General features: G+C 47.5%; 17 protein-coding genes and 1 tRNA gene. 11 read left to right on the forward strand and 7 right to left on the reverse strand.

From position 1 onward, the window contains the following. Nucleotides 1-88: 88 nt before the first annotated feature. From lpdA to G8759_RS03265, 6 genes are all read left to right on the forward strand, one after another. A complete protein-coding gene (lpdA, locus tag G8759_RS03240) occupies nt 89-1489 on the forward strand; it encodes a dihydrolipoyl dehydrogenase (RefSeq protein WP_167205161.1) in 1401 nt (466 codons plus the stop codon). Nucleotides 1490-1664: 175 nt separating this feature from the next. Further along, nucleotides 1665-3644, forward strand: coding sequence for a DNA mismatch repair endonuclease MutL (gene mutL / locus G8759_RS03245; protein ID WP_167205163.1), 1980 nt, complete (start codon nt 1665-1667; stop codon nt 3642-3644). Nucleotides 3645-3682: 38 nt separating this feature from the next. Continuing rightward, on the forward strand, nt 3683-4462 hold the full coding sequence (locus G8759_RS03250) for a rhomboid family intramembrane serine protease (protein WP_167205165.1): 780 nt from the start codon (nt 3683-3685) through the stop codon (nt 4460-4462). A 2-nt stretch (nt 4463-4464) separates the two neighbouring features. Next, nucleotides 4465-5388: a rhomboid family intramembrane serine protease gene (locus G8759_RS03255; protein ID WP_167205167.1), complete on the forward strand. Its 924-nt coding sequence runs from the start codon at nt 4465-4467 to the stop codon at nt 5386-5388. A 313-nt stretch (nt 5389-5701) separates the two neighbouring features. Beyond that, nucleotides 5702-7636 carry a 1-deoxy-D-xylulose-5-phosphate synthase gene (dxs, locus tag G8759_RS03260; RefSeq protein ID WP_167205169.1) on the forward strand — a complete coding sequence of 645 codons (1935 nt, stop codon included), beginning with the start codon at nt 5702-5704 and terminating at the stop codon, nt 7634-7636. Between the two features lie 80 nt (nt 7637-7716). Then, entirely contained in the window at nt 7717-8958 is a 1242-nt protein-coding gene (locus G8759_RS03265) for an aspartate kinase (protein WP_167205171.1), read from the forward strand. Nucleotides 8959-9067: 109 nt separating this feature from the next. Here the strand turns inward: G8759_RS03265 and G8759_RS03270 are convergent, their stop codons facing one another. Continuing rightward, a complete protein-coding gene (locus G8759_RS03270) occupies nt 9068-10099 on the reverse strand; it encodes a PorP/SprF family type IX secretion system membrane protein (RefSeq protein WP_162389111.1) in 1032 nt (343 codons plus the stop codon). Nucleotides 10100-10334: 235 nt separating this feature from the next. On the opposite strand from G8759_RS03270, the gene G8759_RS03275 reads away from it, so the two are divergent. Both G8759_RS03275 and ruvB read left to right on the forward strand, forming a co-directional pair. Beyond that, nucleotides 10335-14009 (forward strand): PKD domain-containing protein, encoded by a 3675-nt coding sequence (locus G8759_RS03275; protein ID WP_232074114.1) that lies wholly within the window; start codon nt 10335-10337, stop codon nt 14007-14009. Nucleotides 14010-14109: 100 nt separating this feature from the next. Further along, complete coding sequence (ruvB, locus tag G8759_RS03280; protein WP_167205173.1) at nt 14110-15138, forward strand: Holliday junction branch migration DNA helicase RuvB; 1029 nt, start codon at nt 14110-14112, stop codon at nt 15136-15138. Nucleotides 15139-15227: 89 nt separating this feature from the next. Here ruvB and G8759_RS03285 read toward each other — a convergent pair whose 3' ends face one another. From G8759_RS03285 to era, 4 genes are all read right to left on the reverse strand, one after another. Continuing rightward, nucleotides 15228-15536, reverse strand: coding sequence for an ArsR/SmtB family transcription factor (locus G8759_RS03285; RefSeq protein WP_162389109.1), 309 nt, complete (start codon nt 15534-15536; stop codon nt 15228-15230). A gap of 209 nt (nt 15537-15745) precedes the next feature. Next, the gene (locus tag G8759_RS03290) at nt 15746-16669 is read right to left on the reverse strand and encodes a DMT family transporter (protein WP_167205175.1); all 924 of its coding nucleotides are present in this window, start codon (nt 16667-16669) and stop codon (nt 15746-15748) included. 74 nt (nt 16670-16743) lie between these two features. Further along, nucleotides 16744-18051, reverse strand: coding sequence for a ribosome biogenesis GTPase Der (der, locus tag G8759_RS03295; protein ID WP_167205177.1), 1308 nt, complete (start codon nt 18049-18051; stop codon nt 16744-16746). A gap of 108 nt (nt 18052-18159) precedes the next feature. After that, complete coding sequence (gene era / locus G8759_RS03300) at nt 18160-19080, reverse strand: GTPase Era (protein ID WP_167205179.1); 921 nt, start codon at nt 19078-19080, stop codon at nt 18160-18162. A 144-nt stretch (nt 19081-19224) separates the two neighbouring features. Here era and G8759_RS03305 point away from each other — a divergent pair. Further along, nucleotides 19225-19297, forward strand: a tRNA-Met gene (locus tag G8759_RS03305). A gap of 86 nt (nt 19298-19383) precedes the next feature. Here the strand turns inward: G8759_RS03305 and G8759_RS03310 are convergent. Continuing rightward, nucleotides 19384-20364: a ThuA domain-containing protein gene (locus G8759_RS03310; protein ID WP_167205181.1), complete on the reverse strand. Its 981-nt coding sequence runs from the start codon at nt 20362-20364 to the stop codon at nt 19384-19386. 361 nt (nt 20365-20725) lie between these two features. Next, nucleotides 20726-21577, reverse strand: coding sequence for a sugar phosphate isomerase/epimerase family protein (locus G8759_RS03315; protein ID WP_167205183.1), 852 nt, complete (start codon nt 21575-21577; stop codon nt 20726-20728). 367 nt (nt 21578-21944) lie between these two features. On the opposite strand from G8759_RS03315, the gene G8759_RS03320 reads away from it, so the two are divergent. Next, the gene (locus tag G8759_RS03320; protein ID WP_167205185.1) at nt 21945-22766 is read left to right on the forward strand and encodes an AraC family transcriptional regulator; all 822 of its coding nucleotides are present in this window, start codon (nt 21945-21947) and stop codon (nt 22764-22766) included. Between the two features lie 40 nt (nt 22767-22806). Further along, a complete protein-coding gene (locus G8759_RS03325; protein ID WP_167205187.1) occupies nt 22807-24339 on the forward strand; it encodes an FAD-dependent monooxygenase in 1533 nt (510 codons plus the stop codon). Nucleotides 24340-24397 lie beyond the last annotated feature (58 nt).

A 24397-nucleotide genomic window follows, 5' to 3' on the forward strand; every position in this document is an offset into this window, starting at 1 on the left:
AGGTGTATTCGGGATTTGTCAACAGTTTCTTCGCTGGCTACTCCTGACTACACCTAACGAATCCTGACATAACTCCAATACACAAAAAATGGCTTCACAGTACGATGTAATCGTTGTGGGTAGCGGGCCGGGCGGTTATGTAGCCGCCATCCGGGCGTCGCAGTTGGGTATGAAAACGGCCGTCATTGAGCGCGAAAGCCTCGGCGGCATCTGTCTGAACTGGGGCTGTATCCCTACCAAAGCGCTGCTTAAATCAGCGCAGGTTTTTGAATACATTAAGCACTCTGCCGATTATGGAATTACCATTTCGGGCGAGTCGCAGGCCGATTTTGGGGCTGTTATCAAGCGGAGCCGGGGCGTTGCCGACAGCATGAGCAAGGGCGTCCAGTTCCTGATGAAGAAAAATAAAATCGACGTGATCAATGGCGTCGGTAAAGTGAAACCAGGCAAGAAAATTGACGTGACCGCTGCCGATGGCAAAGTTACCGAATATGAAGCCAAGCATATCATCATCGCTACCGGTGGCCGTGCTCGTCAATTGCCTGCCGCCCCATTCGATGGCGTTAAGATTATCGAGTATCGGAAAGCAATGTCGCTCGAAAAACGCCCGGACTCGATGCTGGTTATCGGTTCGGGAGCTATTGGCGTTGAGTTTGCTTATGTCTACGCCAGCATGGGCACCAAAGTCACGATTGTTGAATTCCTGCCCAGCGTAGTACCGGTCGAAGATGAGGATATTTCTAAGGAACTCGCCAAGCAGTACAAGAAGATGGGCATCGATATTTATACGAAGTCCGAAGTAACGAAGGTCGATACCAGCGGTAAAGGCTGCAAAATATTTGTGAAAACGCCTGACGGCGAAAAAACCTTCGAGGCAGACGTTGTATTGTCAGCGGCTGGTGTCGTAGCCAATATCGAAAACATTGGCCTCGAAGAAGTTGGTATTACGGTTGATCGGGGCAAGATCGTCACCGACGACTATTACCGGACCAATGTTGAAGGCTACTATGCGATCGGCGACGTTACGAAAGGCCAGGCGCTGGCACACGTAGCATCCGCAGAGGGCATTATCTGTGTAGAAAAAATTGCCGGATTGCCGCACGTTGAGCCATTGAACTACAACAATATTCCTGGCTGTACGTATTGCACACCCGAAATTGCATCGGTTGGTTATACCGAGAAAGCCGCTCGTGAGGCAGGTTATGAACTGAAAGTCGGGAAATTTCCCTTCACCGCATCGGGTAAGGCCAAAGCCGCCGGTACGCCAGAGGGTTTTGTAAAGGTGATTTTCGACGCCAAGTATGGTGAGTTTCTGGGAGCGCACTTTATCGGTAACAACGTAACTGAAATGATTGCCGAAGTCGTGGCTGCCCGCAAGCTGGAAACAACCGCCGAAGAAATTCTGAAGTCGGTTCACCCACACCCAACCATGTCGGAATCCATTAAAGATGCCACGGAAGCCGCATACGGCGAAGCGATCCACTTATAGCAAGGTGCAGCGAGCATAGGGTAAAGACAATACGTCGCTCTGTGCTTCCTGTGCCCGTAATTTTCCCCTGTCCTTCGTAAAAAAGCGTTGGACAGGGGCTTTTTTTAAGGTTAATTTTGTTGTATCTTGTATAGAGCGGCAAATGACCGCACCGGAGGGTCCTTATCAGTCAGTCATGTTAAATGTTATTCAGCTACTGCCCGATTCGATTGCAAACCAAATTGCGGCTGGTGAGGTCGTACAACGACCAGCGTCGGTTGTAAAAGAGTTGCTCGAAAATTCAGTAGATGCAAAAGCCAAATCCGTGCAGGTAATTGTCCGTGAAGCGGGCAGAAACCTGATTCAGATTGTGGACGATGGCGTAGGCATGACCGAAACAGATGCCCGGATGAGTTTCGAACGGCACGCAACCTCTAAAATCCGTTCGTCAGACGACCTGTTCCGAATCCGTACGATGGGATTTCGGGGTGAGGCACTGGCATCGATTGCGGCCGTGGCGCAGGTAGAAATGCGTACCCGTCGGGCAGAAGATGAACTGGGTACGCTGATTCGGATTGAAGGCTCTGATATAAAAGCACAGGAAGCAATCTCGTGTCTGCCGGGAACAAATCTGCTGATCAAGAATCTCTTCTTCAATGTTCCGGCCCGCCGTAATTTTCTGAAGTCAAACTCGGTCGAGATGCGGCACATCATCGATGAGTTTCAACGGGTTGCTCTGGCTAATCCAGAAGTTGGCTTTTCATTATTTCATAACGATCAGGAGATTTATAACCTGCCTGCCGGAAAACTTAGCCGCCGAATTATTGACATGTTCGGTAAGAGTTACCGCGAGCAGCTAAATTACTGCGAAGAGCAAACGCCTTACGTAACCGTTCGTGGCTACATCGGCAAACCTGAATCGGCAAAAAAAGCACGTAACGAACAGTTTTTCTTCGTCAACAACCGGTTTATCAAACATAATTACCTACACCATGCAGTGGTAGGTGCTTACGAAGGCACCTTGCCGGAAGGTAGCCATCCATTCTACGTGTTATTTGTCGATATCGATCCATCCCATATCGACATCAATATTCACCCCACAAAAACCGAAATCAAATTCGATGATGAGCGGTCGGTCTATGCGATCATGATGGCGGCTGTTCGAAAAGCAGTTGGCGTCTACAATCTGTCGCCATCACTTGATTTTGACTCGGATGTTAATTTTCTGTCGGGCGGCCGGTCCGGGGGAAGTCGACCATCACCTTCCGACAGTAAAGCGGATATTCCCCGTCCTATTACGCCCTCCTGGTCATCGGGCAGTCAATCGGCCGAGCAGAAACCGAAAACGGAACGCGTAACGTTTCGCACTGATTCGCTCGATAAAGCAGCGGGTAGCAGCTTCGACATGCCCCAAAAGCCCAGTAGTAACAACTGGCAGGCTTTGTTTAAGAGCCTGGAGGAATCGGCTGAATCGAAACCAACAGAACCAGTCGGCGATTGGCTGGGACCCGCAAAGCCGGTTGAGCCAGCTACTTCCGGTGAGCCTGTCGAAAGCGAGGCTTTGACGCTGGGTAGCCGGGCCAATCAGCTTCAGGATGCATCGGCGGTTGTTGAGGACGAAAATATTGTTCAGATTCAGAACCGTTACCTTTTAGCTACGATCAAGTCTGGAGTGATGCTAATTGACCAGCGAAGAGCCTATGAGCGCGTGTTGTATGATCAGTTTCATGCTGCACTGACTAAACGAAATGGTGTATCACAGCAATTACTTTTTCCAAAAACAGTTACACTTACACCAGTAGACTTCCAACTGGCGCTAGATTTGCGTGATGATCTGATTAATCTTGGTTTTCAGTTCGACGAACTAGGACAGAATACCTTTGTGATTCGGGGCGTGCCGACACTGACAACCGGAGAAAACGAAGAGGAACTGTTTGCGAATCTCCTGGCTCAGCTTCGCGCCGATACCGGCCGGTTAAAATTAGACCGGGCGGAGTCGATGGCGAGGTCGCTGGCCCGGCGGTCGTCTCAGCGGCACATTACCCGATTAAGCCTAACCGAAAGGAAAGCACTTGTCGGTCAATTGTTTGCTTCATCGAATCCTAGTTATACACCAACTGGCGAACCGGTTACGACGATATTATCGTTAGATAAAATTGCGGGACTTTTTCGATAAGAAATCAGTTAAAGAAGTAAATTGTAAAATCTGAAGCGATGTTTTCTTTTACCCCAGTTGTTCGAGTTATACTGATTCTCAACGTATTGGTTTTTTTTGTTACAAATGACAGTGTAATTGAGCAATTTGGATTGCATTCGTTTCTGTCTGAGCAGTTTAATCCGATTCAGTTGCTAACCCACATGTTTTTACATGGTGGTTTTGGCCACTTGTTTAGTAATATGATTGGGTTAATTGTATTTGGCCCAATGCTTGAACAGTTCTGGGGACCGCGTCGGTTTACGTTCTTTTATTTTTTTACGGGGCTGGGAGCCGCATTTTTGTTTTCAGGAGTAAACTATTTTGAGATGCAAAGCGTATATGAAACCGTTCAGAATTACCAGCATAGTCCTGGTTTCGACGCGTTTTCAGCGTTTGTAGATCAACATGCCAGTTCCTATTATGATCGGTTAGTGCCGTTTATTGATAAATTCAAGAGTTATCCACACGATTCTAAAAATATTCAGGACAGCCTGGCTATTGTGAACCAGATTTTTACTAATCAGGTCAACGAGCCGATGGTAGGTGCATCGGGCGCGATTTTTGGGGTGATTATGGCATTTGGTTTATTGTTTCCGAACACTCAGTTATTTTTATTGTTTCCACCTATACCGATTAAAGCAAAGTACCTCGTTATATTTTACGGGGCCTACGAAATCTACTCCGGCGTCTATCGGGCGCAAGCTGACAACGTAGCCCATTTTGCTCATATTGGCGGCATGTTGTTTGCATTTATATTAGTGAAATACTGGAATTCACAGCGGAAAACTTTTTATTAGTGATGAGCGGGTTGTTCGATGACTTTCGGAGCGAATTCAGCAAGCCCAACAACACGTTGGTGCAATTGATACTGGTCAATACAGTCGTGTATCTGGCCGTGGTCACCTTATATGTAGCGTCGCATTTGCTGAGTGCGACAACTATTTATGGTCTTGTCATTGATAATCTGGCTATTCCGGCCTCGATCAATGGGTTCCTCCATAGGCCCTGGACGTTGATGACCCATATTTTCGCACATGAAGAGATTTTCCATATTCTTTTCAATATGCTGTTTCTATACTGGTTCGGCCGGTTGATTGACGAATATTTAGGTAGCCGTCGGTTAGTAGGGCTGTACATTATGGGCGGCATTGCTGGTGGGCTGTTTTATCTGGCTATGTATAATCTGGTGCCTTATTTTCAGAACCAACTGGCTGGATCACAAATGCTGGGTGCGTCGGCTGCGGCTTTGTCTGTAGCGGTTGGTGCCGCAACTCTACTTCCTAATTACACATTCCATCTGCTTTTCTTCGGACCTGTCCGGATTAAATATATTGTTTTCTTCTTCGTCGTTTTATCGTTTGCACAATCAGTAGGGCCAAATGCGGGCGGTAATATTGCTCACCTAGGTGGTGCGTTAATGGGCTTTTTCTACGTGAAACTGCTTCAAAATGGTACCGATCTGGGGCGTCCTATTTACTGGTTGGTCGATGGATGGAGCAATTTATTTAAACCAAAACCGGCAGTGAAGGTGTCCTATCGGCAGCGTAGCAGCGCCAGTGCGCAGGGAAGCGTTTATGCATCGACCAGCACATCGGCAACAGCTATTTCAACACCCGATCAGGATGAAGTAGATATGATCCTGGATAAAATTTCTCGTTCAGGTTACGAAAGCCTAACCCGTGAAGAGAAACAAAAGCTTTTCAGAGCCAGCCAGCGGAATTAGTTTCCCGGTTACTAAATTTTAGCCTATTCTAACCGCTAAGTGCGCCTAAATTAAAAGCTGTACGTTAAGATTCAGTTTATGATTTAATGAATATAGTTTAGGTTAAAAGATAGCTGCCAGCACACATAAATCTTTTCAAAATCTAAGCTCCCACCGTCTGCGTATATGTTCAGACGACCGGGGGCTTAGATTATTTATAAATCTAATAAAAATAAATTACCTTCGCTCCCTGAATTACCGGGTCAACCGCCGAAGGAAACATTGCATTCTATACGTTTGTTATTGTGATACAGACGCTTTTCTGCTACCTACCATGCTGATTACCCCTGGCAGTCTTCTGGCCACCATCAATACGCCTGACGATCTTCGTAAACTCGATAAATCCCGCCTGCCCCAGCTTGCCGACGAACTCCGCCAATTTATTATCGACGATGTTTCGGTATACGGCGGCCACTTTGGTGCCAGCCTCGGTGTTGTGGAACTGACAGTAGCGTTACACTACGTCTTTAACACCCCCGACGACCAGTTAGTCTGGGATGTAGGGCACCAGGCCTACGGGCATAAAATTCTTACCGGTCGGCGCGACCGGTTTCATACCAATCGATTCTATAAAGGCATTTCGGGTTTCCCGAAACGGAAAGAAAGCCAATATGATTCGTTTGGCGTGGGGCACTCGTCTACGTCGATTTCGGCTGCTTTGGGTATGGCCGTTGCATCGCAGCTTCAGGGAAAACCACAGCGGAACCACATTGCAGTTATTGGCGATGGTGCTATGACCGCTGGCGAAGCATTCGAAGGCATGAACCATGCCGGAGCAACAGACAGTAACCTGCTCATCGTGCTGAACGATAACTGCATGAGCATCGACCCTAACGTTGGGGCTCTGCGGGAATACCTGACTGACATTACGACGTCGCAGACCTACAACAAGGTGAAAGACGAAGTCTGGAACCTGCTCGGCAAAATGAGCAAGTTTGGCAAGAGTGCACAGGAAATCGTATCTAAAGTCGAGTCTGGTATTAAATCGTCGCTGCTGGATCAGAGTAATCTGTTCGAATCGCTGAACCTGCGCTATTTTGGCCCCATTGACGGCCACGATATCGATCATCTGGTGAGCGTACTGGACGACCTCAAAAATATTCCTGGCCCTAAATTGCTGCACGTTCTTACGGTGAAAGGTAAGGGTTACGCACCGGCGGAGAAAGACCAGACTAAATGGCACGCGCCGGGCCTGTTCGATAAAGTGACTGGGGTCATTCAGAAAAAAATCTATGATACGCCCCAACCGCCAAAATATCAGGACGTTTTCGGTAATACATTAGTTGAACTGGCTGAGCAAAACCCGCGTATTGTGGGTGTTACACCCGCCATGCCTTCTGGTTCATCGATGAATATTATGATGAAGGCTATGCCTAAGCGAGCCTTCGACGTCGGTATCGCCGAGCAGCATGCTGTTACGTTCTCGGCCGGTATGGCCACGCAGGGCGAAGTGGTATTCTGCAACATCTACTCGACGTTCATGCAGCGGGCTTATGATCAGGTCATCCATGATGTGTGTATTCAGGAACTGCCTGTAGTTTTTTGCCTCGACCGGGCCGGATTCGCGGGCGCTGATGGACCAACACACCACGGAGCCTATGACCTGGCTTTTATGCGCTGCATACCTAACATGATTGTGGCGTCGCCGATGAATGAGCAGGAGCTTCGCAACATGATGTACACTGCACAGTCCGACGAAATACAGCAGGGCAAGCGGGCCTTCACGATCCGGTATCCACGAGGTGAAGGTGTTATGTCAAACTGGCGTACCCCGCTTGAAAAACAAGTGGTTGGTAAGGGCCGAATGGTTTCCGATGGTGAAGACGTTGCTATTCTGACAATTGGCCACATTGGCAATTATGCCGTTGAAGCCGCTTCAATGCTGGCTAAAGAGGGGATTCGGCCTGCTCATTTTGATATGCGCTACGTGAAACCGCTCGATGAAGAGCTTCTTCATCAGATATTCAGCCGTTTCGACCGGGTACTTACTGTTGAAGATGGTTGTATTATGGGAGGCTTTGGCAGCGCAGTCCTCGAATTTATGTCTAATCATGGCTATATGGCTCGTGTTAAGCGATTAGGTATTCCTGATGCAGTAATTGAGCATGGCGAGCAGAGAGAGCTTCACCATGAATGCGGGTTCGATCCCAAGGGTATTGCCGATGCCGTACGCGAATTGCTCTTCACAGGGCGTTCAGTAGCGGTTTAAAACTAATTTTTTAGCAGGATTACAGAATTAACAGGATCATAAATCTTGTTGACTCTGTAATCCTGTTTTTTTATTTCGATATGAAAGTATTCAAGTTTGGTGGAGCATCGGTAAAAGACGCAGCAGGTGTGCAGAATCTGGCCGAAATCGTTCGGACACAGGGGAGGAACGCTGTAATAGTTGTGTCGGCTATGGGGAAAACGACAAATGCGCTTGAGGATCTGGTGCGTGCTTATACAAATCCCAAGCCCGGCCAAATTCAGGCTCGTCTGCAAACGATTCGCTCCTACCACGAGAGCATTATACATGGCCTGACGGGCGATTTTACCAGCGTTTATCAAACCTTTGATAGCCTGGAAGCTTACCTAAAACAGCCTTTTAAGGGTCTGTATGACGAAGTTTATGACCAGATCGTTTCGCTGGGTGAAGTCATGTCGACCCAAATTGTGGCGGCTTATCTAGCCAACACAGGCATACCAACCCGCTGGACGGATGCCCGCCAACTGATCGCTACCGATGTAACATTTCGGGAGGGGCGGGTAGACTGGGACGAAACAAATCGACGTATAAATAATACCGTAACCACAGGTGCCGTAACGGTAACACAAGGGTTCATCGGCCAGTCACCCGATGGCCGGACAACTACGCTTGGACGTGAAGGATCAGATTATACGGCTGCCATTTTTGCCTATTGCCTCAACGCCGAAAGCGTAACGATCTGGAAGGATGTACCTGGTGTTCTGAATGCCGACCCTAAATGGTTTGATGAAACGGTATTATTAGAAAAGATAACCTATCAGGATGCTATTGAACTGGCTTACTACGGCGCTACGGTTATTCACCCTAAAACCATCAAGCCTTTACAGAACAAAGGCATTCCTCTATTCGTACGGTCGTTCTTAAAGCCCGATGCACCAGGAACGGTTATTGGTCATTACGAGCGCCACCTGTTGATTCCATCGTTTATTTTTAAGATCAATCAGGTGCTGATTTCATTGCATCCCAATGATTTTTCATTCATCGCAGAAGATAATCTGAGTCGAATTTTTGGGCGGTTTGCTCAGGCAGGCGTTAAAATCAACCTGATGCAGAATACGGCAATCAGCTTTTCGGTCGTCGTTGATAATAACCTGGACCGTATTCCTGAACTATTGGTTCAGTTAAGACAGGATTTTCGGGTCAGCTACAACGATGGTTTAGAACTGATCACCATTCGCTATTATGATCAGAGCACAATTGGCCGGGTACTGGTCAACAAAAAGCTGCTTCTGGAGCAAAAAAGCCGCTACACCGTACAACTGGTTGTAAAGGATTTGGGATAGGTTGGTAAGTGAGTAACTAAGAAAGTAATAAGCAGGGACGATCAACTGATTATCCAAGAATGAATTAGCCCGTTACACGAATTGATCCGGTAACTCAAGTGTCCAACTATCAAAATTTCGGGCAGGGAAGCTTTTTATCCCGTTTTCTGACACCTGACCGACGACCTTCCGGCTTTTCGAAGATGTAGGACAGCGATAATTCGTGTGAACCACCGCTATTGCCAAGCGTCGAGACGGTGAAATCGTAGCTATAACCGATCGAAAATTTTTCCATACGCCAACCAGCGAGCAGGGCCACCGCATCGTGGTTATTGATGGTTTGTTCGTATCGCTTAAAAGGAATCCCCCGATAATAGGCCCCTATCGTTAAAGGCGAGTAGGTTAGGTATGCACCAATATCCAACTGGTCGTATTTGCCCTGAAATTTGTAGAGGATAACGGGCGAAAAACTGATTTCGCGATCCTGTTCATCCGCTAGGCCGGTAAAACCACCCAGAGGAATGCGTAATCCAGCCTGAAAGCTCCCTTTTATGGGCAGGCGATTCTGCCCACTCACAAAAAATCCCTGGTCAGGCCGGTTGATATGGTGGGCAGCTGCACCGACCCAGAACCAGTCTGAGTAAAATAACGCCCCAGTCGAAAAATCCAGATATTTATTTTTAGGTGATCCTGCCAGCAACGTAGGGTCCTGCGAAACGCTACCGCTGATAAAACCCTGGTCAGTGAACTGATCGCCAGTAGTTAAGCCAAAATAGTTGACATTCCGATTAACATACGACCCCTGTAGGCCAAATCGAACAAAAGACGATTCACTGACCTGAAGTTGGTATGAGTATTGCAACCCTATTTCGGTAGATTGAATCCTGCCTTGACCCTGATTATCATTCTGAATTAAAAGGCCTACACCGCTATTAAATCGGTCGAAATAATGGTCCAGACCAACCATTGTTGTCACATAGTTGGTAATGGCGGGCCATTGATTTCGGTAATTAGCCGTAATGCGAGGTGCCAGAGCTGAACCGGCAAAAGCGGGGTTCAGATAAAGAGGAGCGGCATAAAATTGGGTGAACTGCGGGTCCTGCGCGAAGGCCAGTTGGCTGAAAGCCAACGCCAAAACCGCCAATACGTATTTCTTACTCATAGCTGCGATATAAGGGCAAAGACTGGGCCAACTTCGCGGTTGCAACATTCCAAATGAAAAAAGAGTATTAGAGAACATAAATAACCGATAAAATTAGCTTAGTTCCTGCCGATTTTAACGGTTATAAGACGATAAAATTTTAACGAAGCGACTTCGTTTATACTAACGTAATGCCCCCGTTGTCTGTTATGCCAGGGGATGAATTTGTGCAGGTGGGCTTATTCAGCGTTTTTTCATGGTAACTTATATTGGCCGTCTCAGTTTCATTTGGTTTGGGGCCATGCTACTCTTGCTGGCAGGGCGTACTACATCCTGGGCGCAGACAACTACAGGTTTTAAAATCAGTGGTAAAACCTGCGTTCCTGATGTAGAATGTAAAGCCGATTCTGTCGTATTTACAGATAGTGTGTTAACGGGTGTAACGACCCGCGTTTGGAATTTTGGTGATGGTGGTACGGCTACGACACAAAAAGATTCGGTTGAGCAACATGTTTATCAACAGGCTGGGAGCTATACAGTTAGTTTGACTCGAACGGTAAATGGTGTCGTACAAACGACTTCGCAAAGAGTTACAATCTATAACCGACCTCAAGCCTTTCAGAACTGGCGAACCGATACAACCATCTGTAAAGGCGAAACGATTACACTTGACCCGTATGCGGGTAGCACGCAACCAAACTACAATTACCTGTGGTACCCGAAAGGCGACACAACCCAAAGTATTCAGGTCGATAGCTCAGGATGCTACTCAATTGAAGTTATGGATCCGCGGACTCAGTGTACCTATCAGGACCGTATCAATGTCGATGTCTGCGGAGAGAAAAAGGAGTCGCAGGGGGTTAAATGGTATTTTGGTGGCAATGCCGGACTTGACTTTAGCGGGGGAGGGTCGCCTAAGCCGATTACAGACGGTAAATTGAATACGATTGAAGGCTCGTCGTCTATTGCCAATTCAAAGGGTATTCTGTTATTCTACACCGATGGGATAACAATCTATGACAAAGACGGCAAACCGATGAAATCGCTCGTGCCGGGTGATACAACGGCCGTGCAGATTCCGCTGGATGGTAATAAAAACTCTACGCAATCGGCCCTGATTGTGCCTAAACCAACCTGCCGTGGTTGTGAGTACCTCTACTACGTCTACACAACCTCTGAAATACGCGGGCAGAAAACACTGACCTATAGCGTTGTTGATATGCGTCAGAATGCTGGTAAAGGAGCTATTGTCGAGAAAAACATACCCTTATCGAATAAAGGTACGGAACAGTCGGCATCAGTTCGGAACGATCGTGACTCTACCTACTGGGTCATTACCCGGCAATATGGCACCAATACATTCGAGATCCGGCACCTGACAACCAGCGAAAATCCCGTTGTAACAACCTATACGGGTGGGCAGGTCATTGATTCTCTGGCCAATGCTGAGGGCTATATCAAGATTGGCCCGGCTGATACGACGGGTGGCAATACGGGCGATCGTCCTATGGCGGTAGTCATTCCCGGCCCTCCCAAAAACTCGGTCGATCTATACACCTTCAACGATTCAACAGGTAAAATGACCTTTAACCGAACGCTTGACCTGGGGCCTGCCCCACCCAAAGCATACGGTGTCGAGTTTTCGCCCGATGGTAAGAGCCTGTATGTGACGATGCTGGCCGATACGAACTCGGATGGTAGCCTGAAAGGGTCATCCTATATTTTAAAGTATGACCTGACTCAGAAAGACTCGCTCTTGACCGGCTCCAAAACAGTAGTGGATAGTAGTACGACCCGTCAATATGGGTCCATTCAGATTGGCCCGGATGGGCGAATATACGTGGCCATCAAGGGCAGTAGTTCGCTGGGAACGATTGAAAATCCGAATGGAGGCTTACTCGATAGCCTCATATTTAATCCCGTAGGGCAAACGTTGGGCGGGCAAACGAGCCAATTAGGGTTACCGAACCTGGTCGCCAATTTCAACGATCAATCGAGCGGGCCTGGTTTCACGTATTCCGACACCTGCGCCCGGCAGCCAACGGTATTTCAGGGAAGCCCGAACTGTCCTAAGTTAAAGGAAACATACACCTGGACTTTTGGTGATGGCAGCGCTCCGGTTTCCACAACCGCACTGCAACCCCAAACGCATACCTACCAGCAACCCGGCGACTATCCGGTAAGTTTTCATATCGTCACAAGAACGAGTTCTGGTGGTATTTGTAAGGATACGATCATTTACGATACGCTCACGATTCTTGAAACACCGCCTGACATAAAATTTGGGGCCGATACGGCAATATGTAACAAAAAAGGACTGACGCTGGACCTGAAAGTACAGGCCAAGGTATATGTCTGGGTGGTCAATGGGGCTGTTGTCAGTCGGCAAAAAACACTGAAGTTAGATTTGCCCGGATTTTATCATGTAATTGGTTTAGCGGCCAATGGCGAGTGTTTCAAAAGCGATACCATTGATGTGCAGATAAGGCCAGTACCGTCGCTTGATCTTGGGCCCGATACGTTATTCTGCTATCGAACGGCTGTCAATCTGACCGTTCCACAACAGACCTGGAAACGTTTTCAGTGGAGCAATGGTGGCGATACACGAACGATTTCAGTATCAAAGGCAGGTACATACACGGTAACAGCACAGTCGGACCCAATTGATGGGGCCGTTTGTGAGAACTCTGATACGATTCGCGTCAGTGAACTTCCGAAATTAAGAGTAGCGGCAGCATTAACGGGGCCTAAAGCCTGTACATCAGCTGACGGATCGATCATACTGACGCCTAGCCCCGCTGGAGACTACCAGTATGACTGGACGCGCTCGGATGGTGCCGTTTTGGCGGGCACAACCAATCAGCAGACTGGCTTACCCGAGGGTGGTTATAAGATCAGCGTAACCGATACACTCCATGAATGTAAGCTGGATACGGCATTTACCTTAAAATCATCCGCCAATCAGTTAGCACTTTCGTCCGTTGTTAAAGACGCGCTGTGTAGCATACCCAATAGCGGTACAATCACTTTGAATATATCCGGTGGTACGGGGGTGAGCTATATCTGGTTGGATCAGAACAATAATCAAGTGGCAAACACGCCCGTGTTCGATAAGGCCGGGCAGGGCTTATACAACGTGCAGGTGACGGATGCCAATGGTTGCAAAGCCATTGAAGACAGCATTAAGGTTGGTCTTGACAGCGCAGGTTTTGCCCGATTAAGTCCGAATCAGTTGAAATGTGTTGGACAAACAGTTACGCTGCAACCAGACGATGCCCAACAGCCGGGTAATGTATACCAGTGGAGTACCGGCGCGTCGTCGCCATCGATAATTGTCAATCAGCCCGGTTCATATAGCCTGATTGTTCGCAATACGCAAACCGGCTGCGTTGGCCGTAGTAGCACTCAGGTATCCGATCGGCCGGCCCCTGCTTTCTCACTGCCGAGCGAGGTTGTACTTTGTGAAGGCGATCAGGGTAAGGCACAGATTATTGCGAATGGGGCTACTGGATTACGCTATTTATGGCTAAATCGCAATGATACAACCCGAGCGATTACTGTTACCAGGGCGGGCCAGTATCAGGTGGTTGTAACTGATCCGCAGGGATGTACCGCCCTCGGTACATCCTTGGCGCTCAATAAGTGTGAGCCAAGGATGAACGTTCCGGAAGCATTCACGCCCAATAACGACGGAGTCAATGATTTGCTGCAAGTGTTCTCCTCTTACGTAACGGACTATGAACTCCGGGTGTATAACCGATGGGGCGAAGTGATTTTTGTCGCGAATAATCCCGAACAGAAATGGGATGGAACATACAAAGGATATCTCTATCCGCCCATGTTATATCCCTACGTTATTGTCTATAAAAGTGAGTCGTTTCCGGAGCGTGGAAAACTCGTAAAACGAGGTTCTGTACTGCTGATCAGGTAGTGTTTTTCCGGGCTTTTTTTCGTATATTTGAGGTAAACGACCCGCTTAAATTGGCCTGAAAAAAGCGGTTTTTTCGGCTGGGTTTGTACTAATCAAAATCATGCGAAACGACTTTCTGAAAGGAACAGGCGAGGGTATGTCAGCTACGGACAAGGAAATCGAACGGGCCCTTCGGCCGCTCTCGTTCGACGACTTTACGGGGCAGGCAAAAGTGTTGGGAAACCTCGAAGTCTTTGTCCGGGCGGCAATGCAGCGGGGTGATGCACTCGACCATGTGTTGCTTCATGGACCTCCGGGTCTGGGCAAAACAACACTGTCGCACATCATTGCCAATGAACTCAATGCCAATATCAAGATGACCTCCGGGCCAGTTCTGGATAAGCCCAGCGATCTGGCGGGTTTGCTGACAAATCTGCAACCAAACGATGTACTGTTCATTGACGAGATCCACCGGCTCAATCCCATTGTGGAAGAATACCTATACTCGGCAATGGAAGACTATAAGATCGACATCATGCTCGATTCGGGTCCTAATGCCCGAACAGTACAGATCAAACTGAATCCATTCACGCTCATTGGTGCCACTACCCGTGCCGGTATGCTGACATCACCCCTGCGGGCGCGATTTGGTATCAGCTGTCGGCTGGAGTATTACGATGCGAAACTCTTAACGAGTATCGTTCAACGTTCATCGGCCATCCTGAGTACGCCAATCGATGAGCAGGGAGCTTATGAGATTGCGCGCCGAAGCCGGGGAACACCCCGTATTGCCAATAACCTGCTTCGTCGAACCCGCGATTTTGCGCAGGTTAGAGGTAATGGGTATATCAATGTGGAGATTGCTGAAATTGCACTGAGCGCACTTGAAGTCGATCAGAACGGGCTGGACGATATGGACAACCGGATTCTGACGACAATCATTGAGAAATTTAAAGGTGGCCCAGTCGGCATTACAACGATTGCAACGGCCTGTGGAGAAGAAGCCGAAACGATCGAGGAAGTATATGAGCCGTTTCTGATTCAGGAGGGTTTCCTGATGCGTACATCCCGTGGGCGTGAAGCGACCGAGAAGGCTTACCTACACCTGGGCATCATGCCGCACTATAAGACGGGCGAGCTGTTTGGATAGAGAGGTGTCGGGGCAATGAGTAGTTAAGGCAATTTGTTTCTGAGCAAACAAGGTACCTTCAATTACTCATTGCCTTAATTGTTGAATTCCTAGTTCAGAATTTTACTTCTGTAGATACATTCAATGATCTCAGCTACAGCTGTATCTACCAGAAAATAGTAAATGTTTTTACCGCTACGCCGAATATCCAGTATACCTTTATCGCGCATATTGATGAGGTGATGAGAAATAAGAGATTGTTCTGCGTTCAGATTTTTATAGATCGTTGACACATTCAACTCCTTATTTTCATTCAACATCTGAATAATTTTGATGCGTAAAGGATGAGCCACGGCCTTAAGCACATAAGCTGCTTTGTCAATTCTTTTTTCCTCGTCCATATTAGTTTCGGTAGCCATACAAGTTTATATTTTTTAGGTGTGCGTTTTATGAAAGTTAGATTAATTCCTGCACTAAGAATTAGTAAGTTCCTGAAAGTGAGATAGAATTTATCTAAAGGTAAATTTCTGTATCCTATTTTACCATGAGAATATATTTATAGGTTGTATAGTGATATTTATCCGGTTATTCTATCAATTTTTGGTACTTACTTGCAGGTATTTTTTGGCTAACTACTGCTAACAGCTGTTGTCTGACGGTTACCACGCCAGCTTATCAAAAATACGCCAGTCAACACAAGAAGGGTTCCAATGATTTGTTCCAAACTGATGGTTTCATGCAGGATTGTCGTTGCCAGGATAATTGTAAAGATGGGTCCGATACTGGCAATAATCGACGCATTTCCGGAGCCAACCCGTTTAATCCCTTCAGCAATCATAAAGGTCGGAATCACCGTTACAAAAATGCCCATGCTAAGCCCCAGCGCATAAACAGGCATTGGGTAGCCTCCCAAATGCAGGCCATTTTCAACCATACAGTGAATGACAGTTGGAACGGTAGCAGCTATCATTGCGTAGCAGGTAAAACGTTGAGAGCCGACACGCGCTATCATCCGGTCACTTCCAACTAAATAAATGGCATAGACTACTCCACTAAGAATAACCCAGAAAGCGCCAAGCAGTACATTTTTTTGCTGAGTAGTTTCAATATTACCCACAAATGCCAGCAGAATACCACCGTAGGTCAGAAGGAGGGCGAATAGCTGCAATCGCGTTACCCGTCGGCCAAACCCCAATGCATTCATCAACAAAACAAAGGTGGGGTAAACGAACAGAAGAATTCGTTCCAGACTGGCCGTGATATAAACCAACCCCAGAAAGTTAAAAAAGCTGGCAAAATAATAGCCTGTAATCCCGAGCATTGCCAGGGTTATCCACTGTCGGATCGTTAACTGAACAGGCGGAGATTTTTTTGCCAGATTAAGCGCAATGACCACATAGAACGGTAGCGCAAAGAGCATTCGTAGTGTAAGCAGCGAAATAGAATCAATGGAATATTGGTAGGCCAGTTTAATGAGTACGCCTTTCATGGCAAAGCAAAAAGCTGCCAGAAAGACAAGAAAAGCCCCAATCCAATAGCTAGTGCGGGTCATTATAAGCCAGAGAAAGAGTAGGGAGCATGTGCTGGTCGTACTTATTATTACCTGAACGTGCTCCCTACTTAAAGCTATTTTTGCCGGAAAAACAGCGTGATTGGCACACCAGTAAAGTCGAAGTGGGCCCGAATTTTATTCTCCAGAAAGCGTTGGTACGATTCCTGAACGTATTGAGGTAAATTACAGAAGAACACGAACGTTGGCGAAGGAGTTGGAACCTGCAGCATGTACTTGATCTTAATCATTTTTCCCTTCAATGATGGGGGCGGATAGGCTTCGATCTCCGGTTGAAGCGCATCATTCAACTTTGAGGTAGCGATCTTTTTGCTCTTATTTTCGTAGACCTCCATCGCTTTTTCCATCACCTGGAAAATACGTTGTTTTTCATGAACCGACGCGAAAATGATAGGCAGATAATCGATTGGCATCATCCGCTGAATCATTTCTTTGCGCAGGACATCGGCCGTCCGGTGATCTTTCTCGACAGCATCCCATTTATTCACCATAATCACGATGCCCTTTTTCGCCTTAACCGCCTGCCCTATAATGTTCAGATCCTGGGCTTCAAGGCCTCTCGTGGCGTCGAGCATAATGACACATACATCCGAATCTTCCATGGCCTTCAGTGCCCGAAGCGTCGAATAAAACTCGATGTTGTCCTGAATACGAGCTTTCCGTCGAATACCAGCTGTATCGGTCAGAATAAAATCTTTTCCGTATGCTTTATAGCGCGTATTGATCGCATCGCGGGTTGTACCGGCTATATTGGTTACGATACTACGATCCTGGCCCGTAAGAACGTTTAGAAACGATGATTTACCAACATTCGGGCGACCCAGAATGGCTATACGCGGAATACCAGCATCCGGATCGGCCACCCCTTCTGTCGGAAAATGCTTGATTACTTCATCCAGAAGATCGCCTGTTCCGGTACCGGTCATCGATGAGATCGGATACGGTTCGCCCAGGCCAAGCCCATAAAATTCTGTTGCACTATGCGCCCGATCAGCCGTTTCTGCCTTGTTGGCAACAATGTAAACTGGTTTTTTTGACCGACGCAGCACATCGGCAAAATCTTCATCAAGGCCCGTAATACCGGTTTGTGTATCAACAACAAACAAGAGTACGGTTGATTCCTGAATGGCTATTTCAACCTGTTCGCGGATCGATTCTTCAAATATATCTTCTGATCCGACGACATAGCCGCCTGTGTCAATAACTGTAAAGTATTTATTATTCCACTCGGCCGTACCATAATGACGGTCGCGGGTAACACCACTTTGATTATCCATGATGGCCTGCCGCTGTTCCGTCAGGCGGTTAAACAGCGTGGACTTGCCCACATTTGGGCGGCCAACGATTGCAACAATATTTGCCATTTTTTTGAAGGAGAGAGGGGCGAGGAGCGAATTGTTAGGCGTTGCAGACGCCACAATACTGGATGCGTCAGCAACGCCCAACTGTTCGCTCTTCGCTCCTGATAGTACTTATTCGTCGTATCCCAGGCGTTTGAGCATCCGGTCTTTTTGACGCCAGTCGGGTTCTACTTTTACGAATTGTTCCAGAAATACTTTTTTGCCGAAAAAACGCTCTAGCTCTTCGCGAGCCATAATGCCCGTTTTCTTAATCATCTTACCACCTTCGCCAAGCAGAATCGCCCGTTGCGTGGCCCGTTCAACCAGAATTTCTGCCTGAACAACAATGATATCTTCTTTCTCCTTGAAGCCAATAATCACCACCTCACTGCTGTAAGGGACTTCTTTCTTGTAATTCAGGAAAATCTTTTCGCGAATAATCTCCGATGCAAAGAAACGCTCGGGTTTATCGGTCAGTTCATCTTTAGGAAAGTAAGGCGGATGTTGTGGCAGACGACTGATAATTCCCTCAAAGACCCGATCAATATTGAAGTTATTGAGGGCCGATATAGGAATAATTTCCTGTGCTTTGAAGTGCTCCTGCCAGTAGGCTATTTTCTCATCGACCTGAGCCTGAGTTGCCTGATCGATTTTATTGATCAGAAGCAGGATAGGGACTTCTGATTTCTGCAATCGTTCGATAACATCGTTTTCGTCGTGTTGCTCAAAAATATCCGTTACGAACAACACCACATCGGCATCTTCAAGAGAACCGCGCACAAAGCTCATCATGGATTCATGGAGCTTGTAGAGTGGCTTAATGATGCCGGGTGTATCTGAATAAACGAGCTGGAATTCCTGACCATTGTGCGTTCCGTTGAGGATACCCATAATGCGGTGACGAGTGGTCTGGGCTTTGGAGGTGATGATCGACAACCGCTCACCGACGAGCTGGTTCATCAGGGTAGATTTACCGACGTTGGGCTTGCCAACGATACTGACGAAGCCGGCCTTATGATCGGCCGGAAATTTTTCAATTAATTCTGTAGTCATTTGTAGGTGATCCCGCTGGCTGATTTCCAGCGGCTTTAGAAAACAACTCCCTCCCGAAAAAAAACGTTTCAGAGAAGGAATAAACTTTTTTTACAAAGGTAGTTGTTTTTTTAGAAATGAGTAGTACCTTTGCAGTCCCAACATCGCGGGATGGAGCAGTTGGTAGCTCGTTGGGCTCATAACCCAAAGGTCGCTGGTTCGAGTCCAGCTCCCGCTACTCAGAGAAAAAAGCCGTTGCAGATAAATTCTGTAACGGCTTTTTCGCTTGGTACCTAGTTTATAAAAACTAGGTACCACTAGTACTTACTCAACAAAGTTCCGTTTGCTGGTGGTAGTTGGTGTTGGAAAATCGGCGGGGATAGGAATGTCAACTTTGCCGGTGGCCGCCCACTGAGCGCCCCGTTGCAGGCAGGTGATGAATCCAACGCATTCGACAGAATAATCGATATGACCCAGGGGGGTGTGAAAAATCCGGCCTTTCCCGTAGTTGATGGTCATCAGCATTGGCTCGTTGCGATCAGTGCCTTTGTTCTCTTTTGACGAGAAAGCTGTCGCCAGCACGGTTATATTCTCGGCGGGCCCACGCAGGCGGTCATACATCTCGTCTTTGGTGTGCATCCAGGTTAGCGGCATACCTTTCGTAATGGGGTGGTTGGGTTCCCGAACTGTTATCAGGAATTCGTTCTGGGCACCATGCGATCCTGCCCGTCCAGGCTGAGTGTCTCTGATTAACTTCCCTTCGTTATCATAATACACATAAGGACCGTCTTTTTCGGTGCGGTCGCCCCAACCACCCAGGCCGATCATTTTGTTGTAGGCGGGCCAGAGGGGAAACGAGTTATCAGCCGCATGGATGACGACCAGACCACCTCCTTTTTTAATGAAGTTTTCAAAATCGACCTGCGTTTGGTCAGACCATGGAGCGGCATTCCAGCCAAAATTGCAGATAACCAGATCGTATTTCGAGAAGTCGGGGTGGAAGCTGGAGTCCGCCCTGGCTTTGGGTAGGGCTTTGGTGGGTTGGAGACCCGGAATTTTATATTTTTCAATTAATTCATCGCCATTCCAGGTAAAATAAGACCGCTTTACATCGACCGAAAACTTACCCGTTTCTTCGAGGTAGCGTTTCATCATGAACGTGATTTTAGGCCATTGTTCATGGTTATTTTGTCCATCGACAATCAGTGTCCGAATGAGGTTAGGCTTTCTTTTGTTGGGTGATTGAGCCTGGACGATTGTGCCGGTAATGACTATTAATATTAAAAGAGCGTATAGGTATTTCATAAAATTTGGGTTGACGCTACGGAGTTATGTTAGCTCTGGAAAGGCAGTAGCCGATCCGAATGAAGGAGCTATAGACTTCAAAACAAGTACTGACTTGAATCTACTTTACCTTATTAGATCACTCTGCATCGCATCCCAGAAAAGAACCAGTGAACTCTCTCCCGATGAGTCCTACTCATTATGGGCATACTATGCGCTGAGTTGGACACAAAGTAACTTGGTCAAGCAGGAATCGACACGTTTCCTAAATGCATTTATAGGTAATAAAACCCACTCAGATGGCTAAATTATAAAACTACTGAGTTTAGTGGATACAAATATATTAAAATTAACATTATGTGTATAAAGTTGAATGTATATATTAAGCATTCAGCTTTTTGACATTCTGAAAGCTGATGGCAATGGCTTCCAGCGGGGGCACTTTGCAAATGTCCTGTTCAACGTAATAATGTTCGATACCCGCGATCTTACGGGCATCCAGAATCCGTTGAAAATCGATTGATCCCGTACCCACTGGAGCAAAGGAGCGCTCGGCCGTTTTTTCCATGTCTTTCAAATGGACAATGGGGAAACGGCCAGGGTTTTGTTTGAACAGGGCGACTGGATCTTGCCCGGCTTTGGTCGCCCAGTATACATCTAATTCCAGTTTTACCAGTTTAGGGTCTGTTCCTTTCAGAAGTAGTTCATAAGGAATCTGACCCTCCAGCGGCTGAAATTCAAAATCGTGGTTGTGGTAAATAAATTGAAGCCCGGCTTTCTGGCAAACTTCTGCCGACTGATTAAATAAGTCGAACAACTTCTTATAATCATCGACGGTTTTACGTTCATTGGGGGCTAAATAGGCACAGCCCATAAACGATTGCCCGGCTTCGGCTGCCTGATCGACGGCTTTTTGCCAGCCGCTCTTCATGCTGCTCGTCATGGCCAGCAGACTTGGCGCGCTCAATCCCATTCCGCTCAGAAACGCCTTGAACTCTTTCGGAGTTTTACCGTAATAATTACCCGTTTCTATCTCGGTGTAGCCGATGGCGGCTACTTTTTTCAGAGTGCCCTCTACATCTTTCTCCATCTCATTCCTGACGGTGTAGAGTTGCAGTCCAATGTTTTTCAGGGGTTTGGCCGTGGCATCCAGTTTATTCAGAAGCGGCAGTGTAAGAGCAAGTGCACTTGTTTTGAGGAACTCGCTACGGGAAATCGTCAGTGGAAAAGCCATAGAAGCAGGGTAGAGTCAAGCATTAGAAAAACCTGCGGACAAAAGCAGTTGTAACATACAAAAAAAATAAGGCAAAAATCTACTGATTTGACCCAATAGATTTTTGCCTTATTCCCTGCGATGTACTGAAGTGATAGGGTTCTCCTGCCTCGCTGGTTTCCTGACATTGAGGTTACTACTTTACTGGCAATAACCACTGACTGATTCTGAGGGTCTAATCATCCAGTCGGTACCGGGTAAACCCTTTCATGAACGAAAAAGTATTAATGTTGACCCTACCTTTGCATAAATTCGGAATATGCTCTGAAACACTGCATCGTTCTTTATTTCTCGTATTTAGTACACTCCAATTAAGCTTTCTTTCAAAATGGAAGCACACGTAGAATTTGAACCTCCTGAAGAGCTACGGGATGCCATAAAGTGTTTTTGGTACGACAGAATAGACTTCGGCGAACAACAATCGGGTTTTGAAGTAGTACCCGATGGCTACGCTGAACTGATTTTTCATTTCGGAAGCGGCTGCGGCATTTCTTACAATGGAGACTTGCAGCCACTGCCATCACCGTTTATGGTGGGGCTGCTCAATCAGCCTGTTCTTTTTTACTCGAAAAACCAGTTAGAAATCATTGGCATCAGGTGTTTTCCCTGGACCGTGTTCGATTTGCTTGGACTGCCATCCGGTAAAGACGGAGTGCGCATTGTCGAGCATCCTGTCGCACAGCTTCAATCCACGTTGGAAGAGTATATCAATGCCGGCACAATAAATGAAGCAATGGCTCAGCTAAATGAATATTTCCTGGATGCGCGGTCGCGGATTTCTATTGACAGTATGCTGTTCAAAGCGGGTGTTGCTATGAGGAAAGCGAACGGCACCATGCCGGTAAGCCAGGTAGCGGCAGCGGCTCATGCAACGGTTCGTACGCTGGAAAGGAACTTCAAGCAATCGTCGGGCTATACGGTTAAAGACGTGTCTGGTCTGATGCGCTTTGAACAGGTCCGAAACCAGTTATGGCTTTATCCAGATGCTAACCTTGCCGGCTTAGCTCATGAAATGGGTTATGCAGATCAATCCCACTTAAGCAGGGAATTCAAGCGTTACAGCGGCATTTCGCCAGCGGCCTTCGCCCGAAAAGCAAAGAAAGGGAAACAGGTCGTAAGCAACGATTTTGTCGCGTTTATACAAGCCTGACACAGGAGCATTTCAGAATTTTGTGTTTCAATCATTGACTATGAAAGCTACACAAAATCAGTCTATTTACGATGTAATCATTTCCGGCGCAGGGCCTGTAGGTCTATTTCTCGCCTGTGAACTGGCCCTGGCTAACTGTTCAGTCCTGATACTGGAAAAGGCAGAGAATCCACACTCGCTTTTAAAACAAATGCCATTCGGGATTCGAGGACTCTCAGCGCCTTCAATTGAAGCGCTTTACCGCCGTGGGTTGCTACAGGAACTGGAAGTACATAAACGCCTTAAAAACCCCCACTTAAATGCCGTACAAGGGCCACGGCGCCAGGCAGGGCACTTCGCCGGGATTCCATTTCATGACGGCGATATTGACACCTCCCAGTGGAAGTACCGCCTGCCAGGATCGACCGATACTAGTTTGATTTCTGAAATAGAAGAACTTGAAACGGTGCTGTCCCGACGAGCAGAATCCTTAGGTGTACAAATCAAGCGGGGGCTTGCCGTTACGGACTTTCATCAAACCGCAGACGGGGTGACCGTTCAGTCAGGCGACCAGACTTTTAACGGTAAATGGCTCGTGGGTTGCGATGGAAGCCGTAGTGTGGTTCGCAAGGCAGGCGGTTTTGAATTCGCCGGTACGGAACCAGAATTTACCGGCTACTCGGCTAAAGTGGACATCGCTGACCCGGAGAAGCTTAAGCCAGGCCGAAATGTGACACCAACGGGCATGTATCTTCAATCCCAGCCCGGTTACCTGGCGATACAGGATTTTGATGGCGGATCCTTTCATAATTCAGGGCCAGTCACGCTTGAACACGTTCAGGAGGTACTACGCCGGGTCTCGAACACCGATGTTACGATCAGCGCCTTACATGCGGTAACTACCTGGACTGACCGGGCGCGGCAGGCCACAACCTACCGAAACGGACGGGTACTTTTAGCCGGCGATGCCGCCCACATTCACGCACCGTTGGGCGGACAGGGGCTTAACCTCGGGTTGGGTGATGCCATGAACCTTGGCTGGAAGCTCGCAGCAACCCTTCAAGAGAAAGCGCCGGAAGGCTTGTTGGACAGTTATGATACGGAACGACATCCGATTGGTGCACAGGTTCTGGATTGGTCGCGCGCCCAGGTTGCAATCATGAAGCCAGACCCAAATGCTCGCGCGTTGAATGCAATTGTCCGCGACCTTATGAATACACCGGATGGGGCCACCTATTTTGCCGGACGGGTCTGGGGTGTCAACACCCACTACAATCTCGGTGGCGACCACCCGCTGGTAGGCGACAGTGTTCCCAATTTTGAGTTCGAAGACGGTGCAACAATTGGCGATTTAATGCACGATGGACAGGGAATACTGCTTGATTTTGACCGGAATCCTTCACTTAAAGCGTTGGCGAGTGAATATGGTGGCCGAATCAAGTATAGTTCAGGTAATGCAAAAGACCGATTAGCTTTAAGCGCAGTGCTGATCCGCCCTGATGGGATTGTAGCCTGGGCTTCTGACAACGACCAACAAACCAGCGAACTCCAAAAAGCTGCTGCCCGCTGGTTTGTTGGTCGTTCAGGAAGCTGATATCCCGAACCATACACTAGGAACCCGGTTCGCAAGTGGAACGGACTAGCTTCGTTTG

It is taken from the genome of Spirosoma aureum, assembly GCF_011604685.1.
GTDB lineage: Bacteria > Bacteroidota > Bacteroidia > Cytophagales > Spirosomataceae > Spirosoma > Spirosoma aureum.